The sequence below is a fragment of the Deinococcus multiflagellatus genome (assembly GCF_020166415.1).
Classification (GTDB): Bacteria; Deinococcota; Deinococci; order Deinococcales; family Deinococcaceae; genus Deinococcus; species Deinococcus multiflagellatus.
In genome coordinates, this window is record NZ_JAIQXV010000003.1 from 144,379 (window position 1) to 165,039 (window position 20,661).

Annotated in this window: 17 protein-coding genes; 9 read left to right on the plus strand and 8 right to left on the minus strand. The window is 68.9% G+C overall.

Translation table 11 applies throughout. The features are described from left to right. Window positions 1–138 precede the first annotated feature (138 nt). On the plus strand, window positions 139–885 hold the full coding sequence (locus K7W41_RS05830; protein WP_224605636.1) for a hypothetical protein: 747 nt from the start codon (window positions 139–141) through the stop codon (window positions 883–885). Between the two features lie 4 nt (window positions 886–889). Here K7W41_RS05830 and K7W41_RS05835 read toward each other — a convergent pair whose 3' ends face one another. After that, entirely contained in the window at window positions 890–1,768 is an 879-nt protein-coding gene (locus K7W41_RS05835) for an alpha/beta hydrolase family protein (RefSeq protein ID WP_224605638.1), read from the minus strand. A gap of 445 nt (window positions 1,769–2,213) precedes the next feature. Further along, window positions 2,214–2,765: a hypothetical protein gene (locus K7W41_RS05840; RefSeq protein ID WP_224605640.1), complete on the minus strand. Its 552-nt coding sequence runs from the start codon at window positions 2,763–2,765 to the stop codon at window positions 2,214–2,216. A 411-nt stretch (window positions 2,766–3,176) separates the two neighbouring features. On the opposite strand from K7W41_RS05840, the gene K7W41_RS05845 reads away from it, so the two are divergent. The 3 genes from K7W41_RS05845 to K7W41_RS05855 all read left to right on the plus strand — a co-directional run bounded on the left by K7W41_RS05845 (window position 3,177) and on the right by K7W41_RS05855 (window position 7,725). Next, entirely contained in the window at window positions 3,177–3,659 is a 483-nt protein-coding gene (locus K7W41_RS05845; protein WP_224605642.1) for an NUDIX hydrolase, read from the plus strand. A gap of 34 nt (window positions 3,660–3,693) precedes the next feature. Next, window positions 3,694–6,492, plus strand: coding sequence for a valine--tRNA ligase (locus K7W41_RS05850; protein ID WP_224605644.1), 2,799 nt, complete (start codon window positions 3,694–3,696; stop codon window positions 6,490–6,492). 84 nt (window positions 6,493–6,576) lie between these two features. Next, entirely contained in the window at window positions 6,577–7,725 is a 1,149-nt protein-coding gene (locus tag K7W41_RS05855; RefSeq protein WP_224605647.1) for a sugar ABC transporter substrate-binding protein, read from the plus strand. A 135-nt stretch (window positions 7,726–7,860) separates the two neighbouring features. Here the strand turns inward: K7W41_RS05855 and K7W41_RS05860 are convergent, their stop codons facing one another. Next, complete coding sequence (locus K7W41_RS05860; protein ID WP_224605648.1) at window positions 7,861–8,541, minus strand: hypothetical protein; 681 nt, start codon at window positions 8,539–8,541, stop codon at window positions 7,861–7,863. A 59-nt stretch (window positions 8,542–8,600) separates the two neighbouring features. Here K7W41_RS05860 and K7W41_RS05865 point away from each other — a divergent pair, with 59 nt between their 5' ends. The 5 genes from K7W41_RS05865 to K7W41_RS05885 all read left to right on the plus strand — a co-directional run bounded on the left by K7W41_RS05865 (window position 8,601) and on the right by K7W41_RS05885 (window position 15,796). After that, window positions 8,601–9,293 carry a Nif3-like dinuclear metal center hexameric protein gene (locus tag K7W41_RS05865; RefSeq protein ID WP_224605656.1) on the plus strand — a complete coding sequence of 231 codons (693 nt, stop codon included), beginning with the start codon at window positions 8,601–8,603 and terminating at the stop codon, window positions 9,291–9,293. A 37-nt stretch (window positions 9,294–9,330) separates the two neighbouring features. Continuing rightward, window positions 9,331–13,239 carry a hypothetical protein gene (locus tag K7W41_RS05870; protein WP_224605657.1) on the plus strand — a complete coding sequence of 1,303 codons (3,909 nt, stop codon included), beginning with the start codon at window positions 9,331–9,333 and terminating at the stop codon, window positions 13,237–13,239. Next, on the plus strand, window positions 13,236–14,090 hold the full coding sequence (locus K7W41_RS05875; protein WP_224605659.1) for an immunity 49 family protein: 855 nt from the start codon (window positions 13,236–13,238) through the stop codon (window positions 14,088–14,090). The genes K7W41_RS05870 and K7W41_RS05875 overlap by 4 nt, the downstream gene beginning before the upstream one ends. 195 nt (window positions 14,091–14,285) lie before the next feature. Continuing rightward, on the plus strand, window positions 14,286–15,119 hold the full coding sequence (locus tag K7W41_RS05880; RefSeq protein WP_224605661.1) for an AHH domain-containing protein: 834 nt from the start codon (window positions 14,286–14,288) through the stop codon (window positions 15,117–15,119). Beyond that, a complete protein-coding gene (locus tag K7W41_RS05885; protein WP_224605662.1) occupies window positions 15,116–15,796 on the plus strand; it encodes a hypothetical protein in 681 nt (226 codons plus the stop codon). Before K7W41_RS05880 ends, K7W41_RS05885 begins: the two co-directional genes overlap by 4 nt. 140 nt (window positions 15,797–15,936) lie before the next feature. Here K7W41_RS05885 and K7W41_RS05890 read toward each other — a convergent pair whose 3' ends face one another. Genes K7W41_RS05890 through K7W41_RS05910 form a run of 5 tightly spaced genes read right to left on the minus strand, consistent with a single transcriptional unit; the run spans window position 15,937 to window position 20,579 of the window. After that, complete coding sequence (locus K7W41_RS05890) at window positions 15,937–17,070, minus strand: cysteine desulfurase family protein (protein WP_224605664.1); 1,134 nt, start codon at window positions 17,068–17,070, stop codon at window positions 15,937–15,939. Further along, entirely contained in the window at window positions 17,067–18,689 is a 1,623-nt protein-coding gene (locus K7W41_RS05895; RefSeq protein WP_224605666.1) for a PASTA domain-containing protein, read from the minus strand. The genes K7W41_RS05890 and K7W41_RS05895 overlap by 4 nt, the downstream gene beginning before the upstream one ends. 45 nt (window positions 18,690–18,734) lie before the next feature. Next, window positions 18,735–19,031 (minus strand): AzlD domain-containing protein, encoded by a 297-nt coding sequence (locus K7W41_RS05900; RefSeq protein ID WP_224605669.1) that lies wholly within the window; start codon window positions 19,029–19,031, stop codon window positions 18,735–18,737. After that, window positions 19,028–19,729, minus strand: coding sequence for an AzlC family ABC transporter permease (locus tag K7W41_RS05905; RefSeq protein WP_224605671.1), 702 nt, complete (start codon window positions 19,727–19,729; stop codon window positions 19,028–19,030). The genes K7W41_RS05900 and K7W41_RS05905 overlap by 4 nt, the downstream gene beginning before the upstream one ends. Before the next feature lie 10 nt (window positions 19,730–19,739). Then, window positions 19,740–20,579, minus strand: a complete 840-nt coding sequence (locus tag K7W41_RS05910) for an AraC family transcriptional regulator (RefSeq protein ID WP_224605674.1) — start codon at window positions 20,577–20,579, stop codon at window positions 19,740–19,742. Between the last annotated feature and the right edge of the window lie 82 nt (window positions 20,580–20,661).

The following is a 20,661-nucleotide window of genomic DNA, read 5'->3' on the forward strand; positions in this document are numbered from 1 at the left end:
CTGCCTTGAGGCGGCGGGGGAAGGTGGGCGCCGAGCCCGCCCTGGCACGCCCCCAGGACGGGGCGCGCCTTATGCGCTTATGAAGCCTCTGCACACGCCGCGCCCAGGTCAGGCATGATGGGCAGCAGCGGAGGACCCATGAGCGCTGTCACCTACCACGACACCCGAACCGAAACGCGCGAGGATTACGGCCGCGAGCATCAGGCGCGCCCGGCCCCGGCCATTCAGGCGCACCCCAGCTGGCGCGAACACGACCACTTCGAGCTGTGGGTCGAGTGGCAGCAGCGCGACTCGGCCGGGCGCTGGCATCCCCACCAAGCGGTCACGCACCGCACCTTCCGCACCCGCGAAGACACCCTGCTGCACGCCGAGCGCCTGATTGGCCGGGGCGACTTTCCCATGGAGGGGGGCAGCCCCGCCCCCGTGACCCTGCTGCGCAACCGCCGCGCAGCGCTGCTCTCGGCCTTCCGCGAGGCCGAGGGCGACGGCGTGACCCTGATCCGCGAGGTGCGCTTTCCCGTGGGCGAATACGCCCTGAGCCTGCGCGTGACCTGCGAGCGCCTTGCCAGCCCGGTGCGAGCTACCTTTTCCAGCGCCGCCAACCCCCTGCGCAGCCTCGCCGGGCAGCGCGTGAAACTGACGGTCCTGATTGAGCATCCCTACGACGTGCTCGTGCGTGCCGAGGGCCCTCTGGACCTGGGCGAACGCGCCGCGCGGGTGGGCACCGAGGCCCAGACCTTTGCGCCCGGCGCCAGCGTGACCGGGGTGCCCTACCGCAGCGCCACCGTCACCGTGCCCCGGGGCCTGCTAAAAAAGCCCCTCCTGTACCGCTACGAACTGGCCGCTGAGGCGGCAGAGCGTGAAGGGGCGCCCAGCCGCCCTTAACCCCCTACCCGGCGTGGCGCTCTAGCCACGCCACCATCACCGGCCACACGGCCCGCGCGTCCGGGTGAAAGAAGCCCATATGGCCCAGGCGCGGCAGGCCGTAGTCGGCGGGGTGCAGCGTCTGGCGCTGGGCGTGCGGGGCCATTTTCTTGAACACGCGGATCATGTCCTCCACATTGGCGGGCACGGCAATCTCGTCGTCTGCCGCCCGCAGCCACAGGCTGGGCAGGTCAAGGGTGTCGTACTGGTGCGTGCGGACCTCGCGGCCAAAGCCGGTTTCGACATAGCCCCGGCCCAGGCACCAGCGCGCCCACTGCGCTGCTGCCGCGCGTGGCAGCGGTCCGCCCATGCCCACAAGGTCCGTGCGGGCGTAGCCGAGGGCGAGGGTGCTGGCCGGAATCAGCACCCGCATGAAGAACTCGGCCTTCAGGCGATAGGGCGCGGGCATTTGCGCCAGCTGCCCCGACGACCCCGCCACCGCCAGCACCGAGGCGAGGCGCCCGGCACCCGGCATCAGGCCCACCAGTTGCCCGCCCGCGCTGTGGCCCACCAACTGGGGGCGGGCCGCCGGAAACTGCCGCGTCAGTTCGTCTAGGGCAGCGGGCAGGTCCACCTCGCCCCAGCTGACCAGCGAGGCCGGGCAATCGCGCAGTGCGCCGCTAAGTGATCCGCCAATGCCCTGAAAATCAAAGCTCAGCACCCCGTACCCCTGGCCCGCCAGATGCGCCGCGAATGCCCCGTAAAAGCCCCGCCGGATGCCAGTGGCCGGGGCCAGCAACACGGACTTCCTCACCTGGGCCGGCGAGAGGCCGTCTGGGGTGTACACGGTGGCGGCCAGCGCGTGACCAGCGGAGGTGCGGAACATGCAGGCCGTGGGCGACATGCGTTACTTTAACTCGATTCAAAATTAAACCCAGTCAAAGCCGATTTGGCCGTGTGGGCATTCCGGGTAGGCCGACCCGACGAACGCGCTGTTCTGACGCCTCCAGCCCTATGGGGGAGTCGCCGGGGGAGGAATTTGGGCAGCTGGGGGGTGGGCCTGGCCTTACAGACGACCTTCCCTTTATGGCCAGCTCGCCTCACTTATGAACTGTGTGGACCATTGGCCGAAGAGAGGGAGGCATGAGCAGGGCAATGCTCGGACGTGTTCAGGGATTCCGGATCATCCGTAATAGCCCCTCCGCTTTGTTCCGGTGCTTCCATGCCTCTCCGTCACCTTTTCCCCTTCTCTGCTGCGCAGCCCTGCGAGCCCCTCCGGTCAGGTGCATCAGCGATGGAAGAACGGGTGAACCGGAATCTTTATCAGGGGAGGCTGATGGGCTATCCCTTCACGCGTAGATCTCCTGCAGCTTGCCCAGCGGCACCTCGCCCCGGTATAGGACATGGGGCACGTCCAGCCACAGGATCAGCGGGCCCCCTGGCGGCAGCTGGCCCAGCCGGGCCAGGGTTTCCGGGGGTGGTGAGGCCACCTGCTGCACAACTGCAGCGGTAAAGGGTAATTCGTCGGCCGGGTCGGGTTCGGGTTTGACCCCGTCGGGCCAGGGCCGGACCAGCCGCACGCAGGCCCGCGCTGGGTCCAGTGCCCCGGCCGGCAGCGTCCAGAACCGCACCGGGGGCACCGCGCGCCCGGTGGCCCGCACGGCGTTCAGCAGCGGGCCTGGATGCACGGGCGAGAAGAACAGCACGTCCGGCCACTGGCAGCCCAGGCGGGCCACGGGTTCGGTCAGCAGGGCTTCCCGGCCCTGGTATTTGGCGACTTCGCGGGCATAGACGTCGGGGAAGGCGGCCTTCAGGCGCCTCAGGGGCAACAGGGCCTCGCCGCGCACGTCCCGCACGGCGCGGTGGTACAGGGTCAGGCCGGTCCAGTCGTCAGTGGGCATCTCGCCAGGGTGCCTGCGCAAGGGGCGCGGCGCCTATGGGCCAGGCGGCGGATTGAAAACCGCCCCCGCCCCCGCGTACACTCCCGAACAGCAGTGACCGGGAGGAGTACCCGGAAGGTTGCGCCCACAGAGAGGTCTCGCCGCGACTGAGAGCGGGACCGGGAAGGCAGCCGGGGAAAGTCGCCCGCGAGCATGGAAGAAGAACGGCCCCCCGGCCTTTTGTGGGGCGCCCAGTAGACCTTCCCGGGTTGCGCCCGGCACAGCGCGCGCAGAGTGCCCCCCAGCCAGGGGGGAAGAGCGGTGGTACCACGGGACTTCCATTCATGTCTCGTCCGCATCCGGCCCCCAGAGGTCGGCGGACGGGACGTTTTTTCGTTTCTGGAGGACCCAGCCATGAGCACAGCAACCCAAATGACGGGCTCCGAACGGCCGCTGACCGAGGCCATTGCCCTGGCCGTGAGCCGTGGCTGGCGCCAGCGGGTGCTGGCCTACATCACCCGCGCGCCCCACGAACTGCTGGTCTTTGAGCACCCGCCCCTGTACCCCGACGCTGGCATTCAGGTGCCTGCAGGCGGCGTGGACCCCGGCGAAACCCCCGCCGAGGCCGTGATCCGCGAAACCTTCGAGGAAACCGGGCTGCGCCTGCATTCGCCGGTTCACCTCGCCTCGTTCCACTGGACGCGCGGCGAAAATTCGCAGGTCTGGCACTACCTGTGGCTGGCCGCGCCGCCCACCACGCCCGACGACTGGACCCATCAGGTCACGGGTGGCGAAACCGACCAGGGCATGACCTTCCACTGCCGCTTCGTTCCCCAGAGCACCCACGGCCTCATTCCCGGCTTCGGCTACGAGGCCGCGCTGCCCCACCTTCAGCGCCTCATCCCTGCCCACTGACCCCGCCCCACTTCCCGCCCCCAGGAGCCTCCCCATGACCGACCCCGCCCCCCAGTCCAGCGCGCCCCAGTCCGCCCCCGAGAACGACGCCTCTACCCTGGCCAAGCAGTTTGATCCGCAGGCCGTGGAGCCGCAGTGGGCCGCCAAGTGGCGCACCGAGCCCTTCCGCGCTGACGCCACCAGCGGCAAAGAGCCGTTTACCATCGTGATTCCGCCGCCCAACGTGACCGGCAATCTGCACCTGGGTCACGCGCTGGACAACACCCTGATTGACACGCTGATCCGTTTCAAGCGCATGCAGGGCTTTGAGGCGCTGTACCTGCCCGGCATGGACCACGCGGGCATTTCCACCCAGGTGGTCGTGGAGCGGCAGCTGCGCGATGGGGGCACCTCGCGCCACGACCTGGGCCGCGAAGCGTTTCTAGAGAGAGTCTGGGACTGGAAGGCCGAGTCCGGCGGCATGATCCTGAACCAGCTCTCGCGCCTGGGCGTCAGCGCCGACTGGACCCGCGAGCGCTTTACGATGGACGAGGGCCTGAGTCGCGCGGTGCGCTGGCAGTTCGTCAAGCTGTACCACGACGGCTTTGCCTACCGGGGCGAACGCATCGTGAACTGGGACCCGGCGGCGCAAACCACCCTGTCCGAACTGGAAATTGACCGCGAGGTCCGCAAGGGCAAGATGTCCACCCTGGCGTACAAGCTGCGCGACCCGGCGGCGGCGCCCAGCAACGGCGAGGCCGGCGAAATTCGCATTGCTACCGTGCGCCCGGAAACCATCTTTGCCGATCAGGCGATTGCCGTTCACCCGCAGGACCCCCGCTTTGCCCACCTGATCGGCCAGGAGGCGCGCATTCCCCTGACCGACCGCTACGTGCCCATCATTGCCGATGAAGCCGTGGAGATGGAGTTTGGCGTGGGCGCCCTGAAAATCACCCCGGCTCACGACCCCACCGACTTTGAGATTGGCGAGCGGCACGGCCTGGCGCGCCCCAGCGTGATTGACCTGCAGGGGAACCTCACGGGGGACCTCGTGCCCGCCGAATTCCGGGGCATGGAGCGCTTTGCCGCCCGCAAGGCGGTGGTGAAGGCGCTGACCGAATCCGGCGACCTGCTGGACGAAAAGGACCACGACACCGCCATTGGTCTGTCCGAGCGCACCAAGGTGCCGGTGGAACCCATCGTGAGCGAGCAGTGGTTCGTGAAGATGAAGCCCTTTGCCGATCAGGTCCTCGCGGGCCTGGACGCGGGCGAGATGCAGCTGGTGCCCGAGCGCTACGCCAAGGTGAACCGCGACTGGTTGGAGAACATCCGCGACTGGAACATCAGCCGGCAGTTGTGGTGGGGCCACCAGATTCCCGCGTGGTACGACGAGGACGGCAACATCTACGTCCCGGACCCGGAGAATCCCGATCTGGATTGCGACCAGGACCCCCGCTACCAGCATCTGAACCTTCGCCGCGACCCCGACGTGTTCGACACGTGGTTTTCCAGCAACCTCTGGCCCTTTTCCACCCTGGGCTGGCCCGACACCGACCACGAGGATTTCCGCAAGTTCTACCCCACGCAGGTGCTGGTGACCGGCTACGACATCCTGTTCTTCTGGGTGGCGCGGATGCAGATGGCGGCCTACGGCCTGACCGGGCAGGCCCCTTTCCATACGGTGATGCTGCACGGCCTGTACCTGGATGCCAAGGGCCAGAAGATGTCCAAGAGCAAGGGCAACGGCATTGACCCCCTGGAACTGTTTGACGGGTACGGGGTGGACGCCTGCCGCTTCGCCTTCTCGTACCTCTCCACCGGCGGGCAGGACATCAAGCACGACCCCCGGCGCTTTGAGCAGGGCCGCAACTTTGCCAACAAGCTGTGGAATGCCGCGCGTTTTGCCCTGCTGCGCCTGGGCGAGGCCCTGCCCAACCTGCAGACCAGTGGCAGCGAGGCCGACGAAGCCCTGATCCGCTACGTGCAAAGTGCCCTGGACCCCCTGCCCGGCGAGCCGATGCGCAGCCGCGACGCCATTACCACTGTGCGCGCCCGCCCGGATCTGGGGCTGGCCGAACGCTGGATTCTCTCGCGCCTGAACGCCGTGACCGCCGAGGCGACCGCCCACCTGGACGCCTTTGACATCGGCGCGGCCATTCGCAGCCTGTACGCCTTTACCTGGGACGAATTCTGCGACTGGTACATCGAGGCGGCCAAGCCGGCCCTCTCGGAGGGCAAGCTGACCACCCTGGTCACGCTGAAGGCCACGCTGGAACACATCCTGAAGCTGCTGCACCCCTTCATGCCCTTCATTACCAGCGAGCTGTACGCGGGCCTGGGCCACCGCCGTCAGGTGGCGCTGCACTCCTGGCCCCGCCCGGACGACGCCCTGCGTGACCCGGAGGCCGAAGGCGCCTTTGACGCCCTGCGCGCCGCCGTGGCCGCCGCCCGCAGCCTGAAGAGTGAGCTGGGCCTGGCCCCGCAGGACCGCCTGAACGTGGTGGTGGAAGGCGAGCGCGCCGCCACTGTGCACGACAACGCCCGCGTGGTCGAAAGCCTGGCGCGCGTGGCCCTGGTGCCGGCGCTGGAGGGCCGCACCCTGTCCCTGGTGGAACGCGGCGTGACGGTGCGCGCGCCCCTGGAAGGCACGGTGGACATTGCCGACTGGCTGGGCAAGCAAAAGAAGCGTCTGGCCGAATTCGACAAGCAGATCAAACAGGCGCAGGGCAAGCTGAGCAACGAGGGCTTTGTGGCCCGCGCCCCCGCCGAGGTGATTGAGGAAGAGAAGCGCCGCGTGGCCGACTTCGGTGCGCAGAAAGAGCGCCTGGAGCAGGTGCTGGCGCAGTTCGCGTAACCACAGAAGGTGCACGAAGGCCGCCCCCACGAATCAGTGGGGGCGGCCTTCGTCGTGGCTGGACCGCTGTACTCTTCTTCAGGTATGCGGCGCACCCTTCCTACCCTGTTGCTGCTGTTGGCCGGCACCGGACAGGCCGTCACCCTGACCGTCTGGACCCATTATGTGGGGGGTGACCGGGACTGGCTGACCCTCCAGACGCGGGCCTTTACGGCGAGCACCGGCCACCGCGTCCAGATTCTCACCGTGCCGTTTGACGAACTGGGCCCGCGCTGGGCCGCCGCAGATCGCACGGGGCCGGATGTGGTGGTGGGCGTCCCCGATGAGTGGCTGGCTGCTGCCGCGCCCCTGGCCGCGCCGCTGCCTGCAGGGCCAGGTGGCGACCCCCAAGGCGTGCGGGCGTTTACCGTTCAGGGCACACTGCGGGGCCTGCCCCTGACCGCCGAGGCCGTCGCGCTGGTGTATAACCCCCGCGTGATCCCCAGGGCGCCGGCCACCTGGGCTGAACTGGAGCGGGTGGCCGCCGCTGAAGTGCAAGCGGGCCGGCTGGGGCTGGCGCTGGACCTGACCAGTGCGTACACGCAGGCGGGGGTGTTTCAGGCGTACGGCGCCTCACCCTTCGGCCCGAAGGGCACCAGTGACCTGGGCCTGGCCGCACCCGGCGCGGTGCAGGCAGGCACCTTTCTGCGCGAGCTGGGAAAGATATCCGGCATGGTGTCCGGGCTGAACGACCGCGCGGCGCTGGTGGCGTTCGGAGATGGGCGCCTGGCGATGTGGGTGACCGGCCCGTGGAACCTGGGGCGCCTGCAGCAAACCGGGCGGGACGTGCGCTCGGCCCCCCTGCCGCCGCTTCCAGGGGCAGCGGGGCCCTGGCAACCCTTTGTGGGCCGTCAGGGGGTCATGGTCGCGGCGCGCCGTCCCCACCAGAAAGAAGCGCTGGCCCTGGCCCGCGCCCTGACCACCGAAACGTCGCAGGTCACGCTGTACCGGGCGGGGGGACGCCCGCCGTCCAGTCCAGCCGCCCGCGCCCAGGTGGCGCAGGAAGTCCCGGCCCTGGGCGGCTTTGACCAGGCCATCCGGGCCGGCGTGCCTGTTCCTTCCGTTCCCGAAATGGCCGCGGTCTGGGGGCCCTGGGATCAGGCCCTGCGCCGCTTGCAGACTGCGCCGGCCCAGAGCGTGCGCGCCATCCTGGATGAGGCCGTGCGGCAGATCCGCGCGGCGCTGACCCGCTGACAGTGGCCCTCGGGGCGGCCTTGGGGAAACGTCCAGGGCCGCTTTGGGCGAAGGTGGGTGCCCTCTCCAGACCGCAGCGTGGGCTGTCTTGAGGGCGGGTGCGCTGCCGGGCGGGTGGACCGGACCGCCACCTGCTCACGCGGGCAGGGCCCCGGCGTCGCCCGCTCCGTCGCCCAGCCCAAAGCGCTGCGTGAAGACCGTGGCAAAACTGAACCCCGCCACCTGCCAGAACCACACGCTGCTGACCAGAAAGCCCACGCCGCCCACCAGCACGCCCAAAAACGAGCAGGCCAGCGCGCACAGCGCAATGCCCCAGGCATGCCAGTAGGCCCGGCCGCCCTCGCGCACCCGGCGCAGGGCCCGCCAGGGGTCAAAAATCTCGCGCGGGTCCAGGGCGCGGCAGTAATGGGTCATGTAGCCGGGCACGGCGGCGGTGGCCAGCAGCCACAGCAGCGCCGCCAGCCCATGCAGCGCGGGGCTGTGCAGCTGCCACGCCAGGGCTTCGGCCACCACGGCGGGGCTGTGGTACTGCACCATGCCCAGAAAAGTCAGCCAGCCGTGCCGCAGCAACTCGGCCCAGCGCCCCCATTCCCCCCAGGCCGGCCAGGTGGGCCACGCGGGGCGCCCGGTGTGCATGGCGTGAACCATCAGGATGCGGTGGCCCATGTTCAGCAGCCAGCCCAGGGGAAAGACCAGCAGCAGGGCGGCCCCCACCAGCACCTCGCGCCGCGCCTGGGCATGCTGCACCGGAAAGCGGAAGGACGTGCGCAGGCTCAGCGGCGTGGCCAGCGTGATGGTCTGGGCAGAGGCAGTCACCGGCCCAGTCTGCCGCCTGCGCCGGCCCGGCGCGGCCCAGGTTGCGTATGCTGGCCCTCATGTCCCCCGCCACCCTCAGCGCGCTGGCCGAGTGGCTGCAGCGGCGCCTGGACGAGCCCCAGCCCCTCAAGCGCCCCGGCCCGGAGGCAGTGACCCAGTTGGCCCTGGCGCTGGAACCGGCGGATCTCCCTGCCCGTCTGGCCGCCGACGCCCTCTTTGTGCACCGCTCGCGCGGGGTGGGGGAGGGCTGGCCGGGCCTGGGCGTGCTGGGTGCCCACGACGGCTTTGACCTGCACCTGACCACTGGGCCGAACCGGGTGCTGGCCGCGCGCCTGGGCTGGACGGACGGGCACGTCCTGACCTGGGCCGGCCAACCTGCCGGTCTGCTGGCCACGCCGCCCCAGACCACCTGGGATGACCTGCGCGCCGCCCTGCACGCCGAACTGGGCGGTGAGGACGCCTCTTTTCCTCCGGCACAGGCTGGGGCGCCGCTGCGCGTGGCCTTGATGAACCGCCTGAATCCAGAGACGGTGGCCCTGGTGGCGGGGGCCGGCGCGCAGGTGTACCTGACCGGGCAGGTGCGGCCCTCGGCCGTGCCCGCCCTGCAGGCGGCGGGCCTGGGCTTGGTGGCGCTGGGCCACGCCCGCACCGAACGGTGGGGCCTGCGCGAACTGGCCCGGGAGCTGCGCGCGGCCTTTCCGGGCCTGCAGACCACGGTGCACCCCGGCCCTTCCGGCGAACCAGAACTGTAGCCTCACCTGCAATGTGGCGCTGAGTGTACAGTGAGTCATGTTCGATCAGCGCAAGCGCGCCGCCGCCAAGCCGGGGCAGGCGCCGCCCCCTGGGCCGTCATCCCCCGAACAGACGAAGCTCCCCCCAGCGCGGGCCCCGCAGGTGGGGGCGCAGGCCCGCCGGGTGCCGGCCCCCCGCCGCGCCGCGCCCGGGTTGGCCCAGCATGCCCAGGCCTTCGCGTCGGCGCAGCAGCGCGCCACGCAGGCGCTCAAGCCACCAGCCTTGCAGGGGGCGCCCGCACCCCTGGCCGCGCCCAAACCGGTCCCTGTCGCGGCAGTCCCTCAGGCCCAGACCGCGCCCCTGCCCAGCGCCCCACTGAATATCGCCGCGCCCCGGCCGGTCCCGGCCAAGACCACGGGCCCTGCCAGGGTGCAGTTCGCCGCGCCCCAACTGGACAAGGCCCAGCTGCGGGCGGCCGGGGTGTCGCACACCGCCGCCATGAAAAAGCTGGCCGCCCGCCGCAAGGCCGCCAGCGCCCTGGCCACCGCCTTTGTGAAGCGTGGCCACGCCCAGGTGGCTGGGGTTCAGCGCCACGCGGGCAGCGCCCAGAAGCAGGTGCGTGCCCAGGCCACGCGCGCCGCCGCCCGGGTATCTGGGGCTGCTGCCACGCAGCAAGCGGCGGTGCGCCGTGGCATTGCCGTCCAGAAAGCTCGGGCCCGCGCCCGCTCGGCGCTGTCCACGGCCCAGCTGGGCGCGCGTAAGGCCGCTGCCCTGGCCGCCCTGCCCGCAGCGACCCAGGCCGCCAAAACAGTGCTGCAGGCCGAGCACACCCGCGCCCTGCAGGGTGCGCGCACCGCTGCTGAGACCCAGAAGAGTGCCGTGCGTGCCGAATACGAGCGCCTGAAGCCCGACTACGCCCAGGCGGGCAGCGAGGTGGGCGAACAGGCCCGTGCCCGCGCCGAGGAGCAGGCCCGCGCTTTTGAAGCGAACGTGACCGGCCAGGACGACAGCCTGCTGGACGGTCCCCTCACCGACAACAAGTGGAAGGCCCGCGCGGGGGCCGCGCGGGAGGTGGGCGCCGCCTACGCGCCCGGCTTCCGCGAACAGGCCGAGGACGAGGCCCAGAAGCTCACCGCCCCGGGCGGCGGCCTCGACAAGGACCTGAACAACATTGACCTGGCCCTGAAAGACACGGAAAAGCTCCTGAAACAGCACCTCGACGCCGCCGAGCGCCGCCTCAGCACCCGCGAGCGGCAGGCCCGGCAGCAGGCCCTGAGCGCCTACAGCAGCCTCCAGGCCGCCCTGCGCGCCCAGCTGGCCGGCACTTTAAGCGGCCTGGACGCCACCCAGGGCGCGCAGATCGCCGCCATTGCCACCCAGGCGCAGGCGCAGCGCGCGGCCCTGGGGCAGCAGGCCACCGGGGCCAGCGCCGCCCTGGGGCGCAGCGTGGCGGCGCTGGCCGGGCAACTGGAGGGCCAACTGGGCACGTTTGGGCAACAGGTGGGCCACCTGCAGCCGCCGGACCCCGCCGCCCTGAAACAGACACTGGCCCAGGCCCAGAGCGGGATTACAGCGGGGGTGCGCCGCGCGCAGCTCAGCTTTACGCAGGGCACGGCCCGCATCACCGCCGGGCTGACCCAGGGGGCCGACCAGACGGCGCGCACGCTGGCGGGCACCGCGCAGGCGGGCCTGAAGCAGGGGGCGGCGCAGGCAGGCGGCTTTGACCGCTCGGCGCAGGCCGTGGTCTCGCAGGCCCTCTCCTTGTTCCAGGGGCTGACCAGGGCGCACACGCAGGGCAGCCAGCAGGACTCGAAAAGCACCGCCAAAGCCATACAGTCGCTGGAGCAGGGCCTGGAAAAGCTGTACGCCAGGGCCCTGAAGGGCCTGCCCGAGGAACTGCGCGCCACCCTGCCGCCGCTGCGCGAGGGCCTGCGCGGCAACTTTCCGCAGGAAGACGCGGCCATCCGCGAGAATGCCGAAAAAGCCGCCGCCCAGGTGCAGCCGCGCTGGAAAGGCTGGGTCAAGATTGCCCTGATGGTCGCCGTGATCATCGTGGTGGCCGTGGTGGCGGGCCCCGCCGTGATCGGCGCGGTGGGGGCGATGGCCGGGGCCCTGGGCGCCGGGGCCGCCGCCGGGGCCATTGGCGCCGTGGTGGGCGGCGCGCTGGTGGGGGCTGCCAGCGGGGCCGTGATTCAGATGGGCAACAACGCCATTGACAATATTGGCGTGGAGGCCAAGTTCCAGAAGAGCCTCTTTGATGGCGTGGGCAAGGCCGCCCTGATCGGCGCGGTGGGCGGGGCCCTGGGCGGCGCGGGCGGCCTGATTGCAGGCAAGCTGAGCACGGCGGGCCTGCTGGGCAGCGGCCTGACCCAGAAGGCGGGTACGTTCGCTGTGGGCACCACCTTTGACCTGGGCGGTAACGTGCTGGGCGACCTGATGAACGGGGCCTCGCTGGGCGACGCCCTGAAGAACCTCTCCAACCCCGAAACCCTGATGATGATGGCCATTGGCACCGGCGTGGGCGCGGCCACCACCCGCCTGCCCGGCCGCGCCGGGCAACTGCAGACGCGGGCGCACGCGGCGGGCGAACACTTCGGCGCGAATCTGGGCGACCGGGTGAACAATGTCACCGGCAACCGGCGCGGCGTGGTACCCACCGAGGTAAATCCTCACGTACGCGGCGACCACGCCTCGGTCAAGGGATACACAGAGGGCCGCACGCGCGTGGAGGTGGGGCCGGAGGTCACGCCTGCCACCCGCGCTCAGCACGAATCTGTGGCCCGCGACCTGCGGGCCGAGAACAGTCTGGTGGGCCGCACCCGCACCAAATTGAAAGAGCTGCTGGGGTTTGAGCCCACCAGTCCCAAACCCGGCACGGAACGCGCTCGACTGACCGCCGAAGCGGAGAAGCACCTGACCACAGGGGCTGATCTTCGCCAGCAGGCCAAACAATTCCCCGAGGGTTCCTTGAAACGCCAGCAACTGCTGGATCAGGCTGACCTGGCAGATGTCTATGCCAAGGACTTCGCTCAGAAGGCCAAAAGCAGCGTGGAGAACACGCCTGACACCGTGGGGCAGGTGGACACGCGGCTCAAGCGCGGTCATGTGGCGGCCAAGGAACTCGGGTGGCCCGATGCACCCGAAGGTTACCAGTGGGTACTCCGCGAAGGGGCGCGCCGTCCTATCTTGTACGCTAGCAAGAACAACGCACCGATGCGTTACAACGAAACCAGTCGGGCCTTTGAAATCACGGGTGATTCCACCATTCCAGCCAAGAAGGGCGACGCAACCAAACACGATTGGGAGAACGACCTAGTGGTGGGACAGCGTGACAATCAAGACGTCAGGTTGCAAGACGAGGTACGTGAGCGACTGGACCGCCGCGCGTTGGCGCAGCAGGAACGAGACATGCTGGAACTCAAGGGCCTAGGGGCTACGGAAGCGGACCTGGCGCGCATGAAAGTGCTGGAGCAGCAGATTCGGGAGGAAAGCCGTGGGTTGGGCGAATTGGCTGGCACCAGTTACATCAAGGGGCGATACCCCGAGTCTGATCTGATTTACCCGCCGCCAGGGGCGCCGTCACGCTCAGGAGACTTTGATCAGGTGTGGCGGGTGAAGGATGCCAACGGTCAGCTGAAATACATCGTGATTGAGGCTAAAGGCGGTTCGAGTCCTCTGGGCCGCCGCCGCATCGAATCTGGCGAATTTGCTGAACAGGGGAGCAAAGACTATTTCACCGATATCTTGAAAAATATGGTTCAGAACCGAAACACTGAACTCAAATCTGTCGGCCGGGCATTGGACGGTGCTTATGAGCAGGGCAGCGTGAACTATATGGAGGTGCGGGCGCCCGTCGTGACCACACGCACGACAGACGGACGAACTGGTCAAGTGACCGTGAAAAATGATGTGACTCAAGTGGTGGTGCGTGAGTTTGACTTGAATCCACTGGGAGGTTCGCCGTGAGTCACATTCTGGCTGAAGATTACGTTTTCGAGACCTTAGAAGAAGACATCGTCTGGTACCGTCAGTCGGTTCACGAGTCCCTGGCGGGCGTAGAGAGGCAAGGGCATGACCTCAACTGGTTGGCGACAAAGGCTTATACGTTGGCCGCCCTGCTGGTGCTCGCTGGACGCGCGTCGGACTCCGAATGCGGTGACATGATGTGGTTGGCCGGAAACGCCGAAGCATATGCGCTTTATCTCGCGCTGTTTCCCAAAGGTGCAAAAGAGCTAGAAGTCCTGATTCCCAAGCCTCCCGGCGACGTAATGAGCATTGGGCGCACGACTACCGGCCCCACCAGTTCTTCCTCGCCAGGTCACTGGTTCAAAGCGTTTTACCTCACCCTGCTTTGGGAAGAGCCGTTCCTCAAGGAGGAAGTCCTCATGCGGTCTTTTGCCTCCACTTTTGCGGCGTCCTCAACCAAAGCGCCCGCTTACCGCACTCTCCAGGTCGAAGCCGCGCAAGCCATGTACACCCGCTCGCCGGACGCCATGACAAAAATCCTGGCTGCTTTTGACGCCATGCAGGCGCCGGGTCTGGACCCTGAAGATCAGGCGTATTCCGTTGAGGTGGCCCAGTGCGAGGCGGGCATGATGGCCCGTCTCGTGTCCGGCGACGAGGCGGGATTCAACGATGAAGTGCGTCTGGCGCTGGAGCGGCATATCAAGCACTACCGCCAGGACGAGGCGTTTCGAAATAAGCCCGTGGCCTGGGTGTGCCTGCCGGCTCTTGGGTTGTCCGCGTTGGCCCAGCGGCGCGGCCTGAAGGTTTCGGTGCAGTCGCCGCTGCTGCCCCTGGAATTGATTTCGAATTGAAGGATCAGGCAACAGTGCGGTGCGAAAGGCTGGCACCTTTGATGCCAGAACCGCCGTGCAGGCCTGGGCAGCAACCAGTCTGCTCGGGCAGCTAAAAAATCGCCTGCAGAGCTGGCTGGGCGACGCTAGGAACTGAACACCGAAGCCGTCAAACCCGAGGAGAGGACGAACTGGTGCGTTCAGGAGGCGGACGCGTTGCCGGCGAACCCGCCGCGCCGGCAGCAACTGCTGCAAGAAGCCCATGATCTTCAGCGTCTGTCCCAGGACGATCAACAGGCCGCCCCGCGCGCCGACGGGCGCACCATCGTGGATGACAGCCTGCTTGAAGGGCGCAAGAAGCTCTATGCCAACCACGATGAAATCGAAGCGCTACTGGGCAAGCCCTTTGACGCCTTCGCGCTGCCCGACCCCTACGTGACTTTTGAGGTGGAGGGCGGGCGCAAGGTGGTCGGGCGCCTGAACACGGACGGCACGTTCGATATGAAGTCCGCGATTCTGCTGGTTCGCCCGGACGGCACCGTGCAGGTCAATCCCACCAACCGTATCACGTACGATTACATTCAGAAGTACCAGCTGGACCCCGGTGCGCGCCCGGACATCGATTTTGGCCGCGACGGCCACACCCTGCACCACCTCATTCCCGATAAGGTCAGTACCTCCGAGCCGCTGTGTGTCAAGGCGATGGAGCTGATTGGGTATAGCCCGGACCGCATGACCAACTACCATGAAATGCCGATGGAGAAGCTGTACCGGTTGCTCGACGGCCAGGAAGTCGGTCACTGGTCACACCACGCCGACTATGACGCAACGGTGGTGCGCCCGGCCCTCAAAAACTCTCAACAGACCCTGGAAGCAGATTTCGGGCCGATGTCCACCTGGAATTCAGGTCATCCCCGGTTGGCCGAGTTACAGGCCGCGCTCCGCTTCGAGCTTCAGGCCGTTGAGGCCACGCTGAAGCAGCGGATTCTCGATGGCAAGGTGCCCATGATGTCTGAGACCACGAGTGGTGGCAAGGGACGAATTAAATGAGTGAGCAGGTCTATATCATCGAAAATCGGTCAAGCGAAGTGTGGACGGATATGGAAATTCCGAGTGACATTACCTTGACTTCGGACTTCACCTTTGATTCAAGGGCTTACGATTTAGGCGAGTCTCTTGGGACAGTGCGTTTTCAATTCGAAGTCTGGAATAAGAGAATCGTCGAGCTTGACTGGCTGCGAACCACCAGCATCTCACTGCTTGTCGTCTCCGAAAAATTTTACGAGGTGGCGCGCTCACTCTCGAATGTGCAATTACAAACTTACCCGGTCGAGTTCTGCCAAGACGGCGAGAGATTTCACACACCAACGCCGTATTATGTCCTTCAGCTGGGGAAGCCACATGATTACTTCGACCGGAAAAGATCTCAATTTAAAACCAGACTGAGTTATAAAGGCGAGGAAGTCGTCAGCCATATCGAGCGATACGAGTTGAGGCTGCCGCAGGACGTGCCGCCATTGTTTCGCTTGGCCATTTCGCCGTGGCATCCAACGTTCGCTTCCCAGGGTTTTCTGGATGAAGCCCGGCGTCTGAAGTTAACCAATATCGGCTATATGGACGTGGCGTCTTTTTCGCCAACCAGCTTCGGCCCTTGTAGCGTTTTCAGGGCAAGCATGGTCAGCGCCGAAGCCTTCAGCACCGGCCGCATGAAGGGCGGCGGCACGTGAGGGCCCGGGCGACACGACGCAGGGCCCAGGCTTCGCCACTGTTCAGGAAGGCACCGAACAGTCTTCTCTTCCAATTCAACGTCCTAGGTTGGAGACGCGCTTCGCCTGGTTGAGCTCCAGATCAACGTCGGGCGCCTTGGCTAAACCTGGCTCCACGCCGCTGCCTGCGCCAGCGCGGCGGCGGCGGCGTCCACTTCGGCCGGGGTGGTGGCGGCCCCAAAGCTGAAGCGCACCGAGGCGCGGGCGTCGGCTTCGCTCAGGCCGGTGGCGGTCAGCACATGGCTGGGCTGCATGGTGCCGGCACTGCACGCACTGCCCGCGCTGGCGCACACGCCCAGCATGTCCAGGTTCATCAGCAGGGCCTCGCCGTCGGCGCCAGGGACCGTCACGCTGACCACCTTGGGGCTGCCGTCCGGGGGATGGTTCACCCGCAGGCCCGGAATAGAGGCAGCAGCGTTCAGAAAACGCGTGCGCAGGGCCAGCAGATGGGCGTGGGTGGCTGGGCGTCTCTCCTCAGCCTCGGTCAGCGCCACGCCCGCCGCGTACACCCCGGCGGTGTCCTGGGTGCCGGGGCGCAGGCCCCCTTCCTGCCCGCCGCCCAGAGTGACGGGCGGCAGCGCCGTGCCCCGGCGCACGTACAGAAAGCCCACGCCCCGGGGCCCGCCCCACTTGTGGGCGCTGAAGGTGGCGTAGCTCACCCCCCAGCCCAGCAGGTCCAGCGGCAGCACCCCAGGGGCCTGCACCGCGTCGGTGTGGTACGGCACGCCGCGCCCGGTGGCCGCAGCGGCCAGCGCCGCTGTGTCCTGCACCGTGCCCAGTTCGTTGTTGGCGTGGTGAATGGACACCAGCGCGGTGTCGTCCCGGAGGGCACCGGCCAGTTCGGCAGGGTCGTAGCGGCCAAAGCGGTCTGGCGTCAGCCACGTCACCGCCCAGCCCTGCGCCGCCAGGGCCCGCGCCGGGGCCAGCACCGCCGAGTGCTCGGTGGGCGTGGTGATCAGGTGGCCGGGGCGCCCGCGTGCGTCCTGCCACGCGCGCGCCACCCCGAACAGGACGTGGTTGTCGCCTTCAGTGCCGCCGCTGTTGGCCGTCACTGTGCGCGGGTCCACGCCCAGGGCGGCGGCCACGCGGGCGCGCCCCTCTTCCAGCCGCTCGCGCGCCGCCTGCCCGGCCGCGTGCACGCTGGCAGGATTGCCGGGCAGCGCCGCCGCCTGGGCATAGGCCGCCAGCGCCGCCGGGGTCATGGGGTGGGTGGCGGCGTAATCCAGGTAGATCATGGGCTGCCCGGCGTGACGGTCAGGTAATCCTGGCCGTCGCGCTGCACCACGAACACCGCGTCGCCCGTCACCGTCACCGTGGCGCTGGCCGACTGCCCGGCAAGGCCGGCGGCGTCGTACTGGAAGTCCAGGGGGCGCTCACCCGTATCGTCGCGCACCACCAGCGTGTAGGTGCCTTCCGGCAGGTCGCTGGGGAAGGTGTAGGCAAAGCGCACCGTGCGGGGGGCGGGGGCGGGCTCTGCCGGAATCTCCTGCGGCGTGGGGGTGGGTGTCACGTCTTGCGGCGCCGTGTCCTCGCCGGGGGCGGGTTCGGGTTCGGCAGGCGTCACAGGTTCCTCAGGCAGTGGGGCCGGCGGCAGGGGCAGGCTGCCGGCCGGGCGGCTGGGGGCGCTGTAGCGCGGCGCCGCCACCGTCAGCTTGACCGGGCTGCCCACCTTGACCCGCGCAAAAGGTGCGGGCGACTGTTCCAGCACGGTGCCTTCGCGGGCGTCGCTGGGCTGCGGCACCACGGTGGTGACCACCAGCCCGGCGGCCCGGGCGTATTCGCGCGCCTGCTCGAAGGTCATGCCGCCCACGTTGGGCAAGAAGGTGTCCTTGCCCTGAATGCCGGTGCTCACCATCAGCTGCACCGGCTGGCCCTGCTGGGCACTGGACCCCGCTTCGGGCAGCTGCGCCACGATGCGGCCTTCGGGGGTGCTGGTCAGGGTGCCGTCCACCTTGACCACCTTGCCCACCGCCATGGCGCGGTCTTTCAGGGCGTCGCGCGCCTGGGCCAGATTCATTTCTTCCAGGCGCGGCACTTCAATGGCCGGCGGGTTATTGATCGTCAGGGTCACGAGGCGCCCCACCGGCAGGTTGGTGCCCGCCGGGGGCTCTTGCCGGATGATCGAGCCGATGGCCCGCCCCCCGGCTTGCCCCTCAACGAAGTTCACGCGGAAACCCGCCCCCACAAGCACCTTGGCCGCCGCCCGCGCCTCCTGGCCCGTGACGCCCAGCACCTCGCGCACGGGGGGGTTGAGGTAAATCTGGACGGCCTGCGCGCCCAGATACACGGCCCCGCCCAGCAGCAGCAGGCCCGGCACAAAGGTGAGCCAGCCGCCCGGTTCACGCGGGCGCTTCACCTTCACGCCCTTCAGCGGGGCCAGGGTGCGGGCATTGCGCGCCGAGATGTCCTCGGGGGTGCGCGGGGTGGCCAGCGGGGTCAGGTAGGCCACGCGCGCCTCTGTGCCGTCCACGACCACCGTGGCGTCATCCAGGGCGTAGCCCTGCGCGGCCAGTGCGGTGGCCAGCGCCTGCACCCCCTCCACCAGTTCCTGCGCCCGACCTTTCTGGGCCAGCGCCGCTTCCAGCGGTTGCCCGGCCACGGGTTGCCACACCGCGTAGTAGGCCCCGGGCCGCGCCACCACATCGGTCAGCCCGGCCGGGGCCAGGGCGCGCAGGGCGGCGCGGTAGGTGTGAAACGCCTGGCGGTCGGCGGGCGAGGCCACCGTGAACCACGCCACCTGCCGGGTGACCCCCTCGGCGGCGCGCACCTCAGACAGCGTGACCGGCCCCTGCACGGCCAATTCGCGCAGGACCTCGTATTTTCCATCAATGACCTTGCCGCCTTGAGCCGTCATGCGCTGCCCAGCATAGCGCGGGCGCCGCCGTGGACAGGGACGCGGTTACAGCCCGGCCAGTCGCGCGGCCCAGTAGGCCCCGAAGCCCACCAGCAGCCCCGGGGCCAGCCCCACCCCGCGCGCATACAGCAGCCCCGCTGTGCCCACGCCGAGGAGTCGCCGCGCCCACTCGGGACTGCCCAGCACCTCGGGCACGATCAGCGCGGCAAATACGCTGACCGGCACAAAGCGCAGGAAGGCCTGCCAGAACGGCGGCAACTGCACGCGGCCCAGCAGGAGGCCCAGCAGGCGCGGCGGGTAGGTCACGGCCCACATCAGCAGGATGACGGCCCAGGCGCTCATGCGGCGGCCCCGTTCGCGCGGCGGGTGGTCAGCCACGCCCCCAGCAGCGCGCCGCCCACCCCCACCGCCAGAATCAGCACGCCCCCTGGCACCCGCCCCGAGAGCGCCCAGGCCCCCAGCCCAGCGGCCAGCGCCACCACGCCCGCGTGTCGGCTGCCCAGCAGCGGCACCAGCAGCCCCAGAAAGGCCAGCGGGAAAATCACGCCCACCCCCAGCGCGGCCGGCGAGGGCAGGACCTGCCCGGCCAGTGCGCCCAGCAGCGTCGAGGCGTTCCAGACCACGTACAGGCTCAGCTCGGCGCCCAGCAGGAAGGCAAACCCCAGCGCGGCGCCCCGCTGGCCCGCCACCGTGACCATGCCGAACGCTTCATCGGTCAGGAACTGGGCAGCCACAGCGCGCTGGGCCCCGCGCAGGGGCAAGGTGCGTGACAGGCTCAGGCCGTACAGCAGGTGCCGCACATTCAGCAAAAAGGTGGTGCCTACCAGTGCCAGGGCGGGCGCCAGCGGCAACTGGCCCCCCACGAACTGCCCGGCCGCCGCAAACTGGCTGGCCCCGGCAAACACGGTCAGGCTCATGAGGCAGGTGTCCCACAGACTCAGGCCCGCGCCGCGCGCCGTGACGGCGTAGGCCACTGCAAAGGGAATCATCCCCGGCCACAGCGGAAGAAGAAGGCGAAACCCCTGCCAGAACGCGCTCATGCGCGTGACACTATCGCCTGCCAGGGTCGCTGTCTTGAACAATGCTGCTGTGGCGCGGCGCGCGCAGGTAGGCCCCAGGGGGCACCCCCATCACGCGGCGAAATACCCGGGTCAGGTGCGCCTGATCGGCAAATCCCAGGTCAAGGGCAACGTCGCTGATCGCCTGCCCGGCGCGCAGCAGGTCGCGGGCCCGCGCGGCCCGGACCCCCAGCAGGTAGGCGTGGGGCGGCGCGCCCACCACCTCGCGGAAGGACCGCGACAGGTGCGAGGGGCTCAGGCCCACCCGCGCGGCCAGCGCCGAGAGGTTCAGATTGGTTTCCGGGTGGGCGTCCAGATAGGCGCGGGTGTCGCGCACGGCGGCAGGATCGGCGCGCGGGGGCCGCCAGTTGGCTCCACCCCAGCGCGTCAGCAGCAGGTCCAGGGCCCCGCGCAGCAGCGTTTCGCGGCCCAGGGGCGTGGCGCCAGGGGCAGTCAGGGCCGCGTGGGCGGTCTGCCACGCGGCCCGAAGTTCGGGGTCGCTGAGCACGGGGGCGCGAAAGCCGTGGGTGTATACCTCGGGCGGCAGCCACGCGGCGTCCAGGTAGGCCACGCGGTAGCGCCAGCCTTCGGGGGTGGCGGCTGCGCCGGTATGCACCTCGCCGGGCACTACCACCGCCACCTGTCCGGCGGTGGCGACCAGCGCCTCGCCCCGGTAGCGGTACCGCTCGGCGCCCTGATCGATCAGGGCCACGGCCAGCGTGTCGTGGGCGTGCGGCAGGTACGCGTGGGTGATGAAGTGCGCCCGCAGCACCTCCACGCCCACGAGGCCAGCGGGCCGCAGAAATTCGGCGTGCTCTCTGGGGGTGGTCATGCCTGGCCGACCAGCCGTGGGCCGGGCGCCGGAGACAGACCACTCACCATGCCCCCCACTGTGCCACTTTTTTTAGCCCCTC

Excerpts from the sequence above, each read along its gene's own strand:
- K7W41_RS05910 (WP_224605674.1), bottom strand. The coding sequence starts at position 20,579 with ATGACCACCCCCAGAGAGCACGCCGAATTTCTGCGGCCCGCTGGCCTC.
- K7W41_RS05855 (WP_224605647.1), top strand. The coding sequence starts at position 6,577 with ATGCGGCGCACCCTTCCTACCCTGTTGCTGCTGTTGGCCGGCACCGGA.
- K7W41_RS05840 (WP_224605640.1), bottom strand. The coding sequence starts at position 2,765 with ATGCCCACTGACGACTGGACCGGCCTGACCCTGTACCACCGCGCCGTG.
- K7W41_RS05830 (WP_224605636.1), top strand. The coding sequence starts at position 139 with ATGAGCGCTGTCACCTACCACGACACCCGAACCGAAACGCGCGAGGAT.
- K7W41_RS05885 (WP_224605662.1), top strand. The coding sequence starts at position 15,116 with ATGAGTGAGCAGGTCTATATCATCGAAAATCGGTCAAGCGAAGTGTGG.
- K7W41_RS05895 (WP_224605666.1), bottom strand. The coding sequence starts at position 18,689 with ATGACGGCTCAAGGCGGCAAGGTCATTGATGGAAAATACGAGGTCCTG.
- K7W41_RS05835 (WP_224605638.1), bottom strand. The coding sequence starts at position 1,768 with ATGTCGCCCACGGCCTGCATGTTCCGCACCTCCGCTGGTCACGCGCTG.
- K7W41_RS05890 (WP_224605664.1), bottom strand. The coding sequence starts at position 17,070 with ATGATCTACCTGGATTACGCCGCCACCCACCCCATGACCCCGGCGGCG.
- K7W41_RS05900 (WP_224605669.1), bottom strand. The coding sequence starts at position 19,031 with ATGAGCGCCTGGGCCGTCATCCTGCTGATGTGGGCCGTGACCTACCCG.
- K7W41_RS05850 (WP_224605644.1), top strand. The coding sequence starts at position 3,694 with ATGACCGACCCCGCCCCCCAGTCCAGCGCGCCCCAGTCCGCCCCCGAG.
- K7W41_RS05865 (WP_224605656.1), top strand. The coding sequence starts at position 8,601 with ATGTCCCCCGCCACCCTCAGCGCGCTGGCCGAGTGGCTGCAGCGGCGC.
- K7W41_RS05870 (WP_224605657.1), top strand. The coding sequence starts at position 9,331 with ATGTTCGATCAGCGCAAGCGCGCCGCCGCCAAGCCGGGGCAGGCGCCG.
- K7W41_RS05845 (WP_224605642.1), top strand. The coding sequence starts at position 3,177 with ATGACGGGCTCCGAACGGCCGCTGACCGAGGCCATTGCCCTGGCCGTG.
- K7W41_RS05905 (WP_224605671.1), bottom strand. The coding sequence starts at position 19,729 with ATGAGCGCGTTCTGGCAGGGGTTTCGCCTTCTTCTTCCGCTGTGGCCG.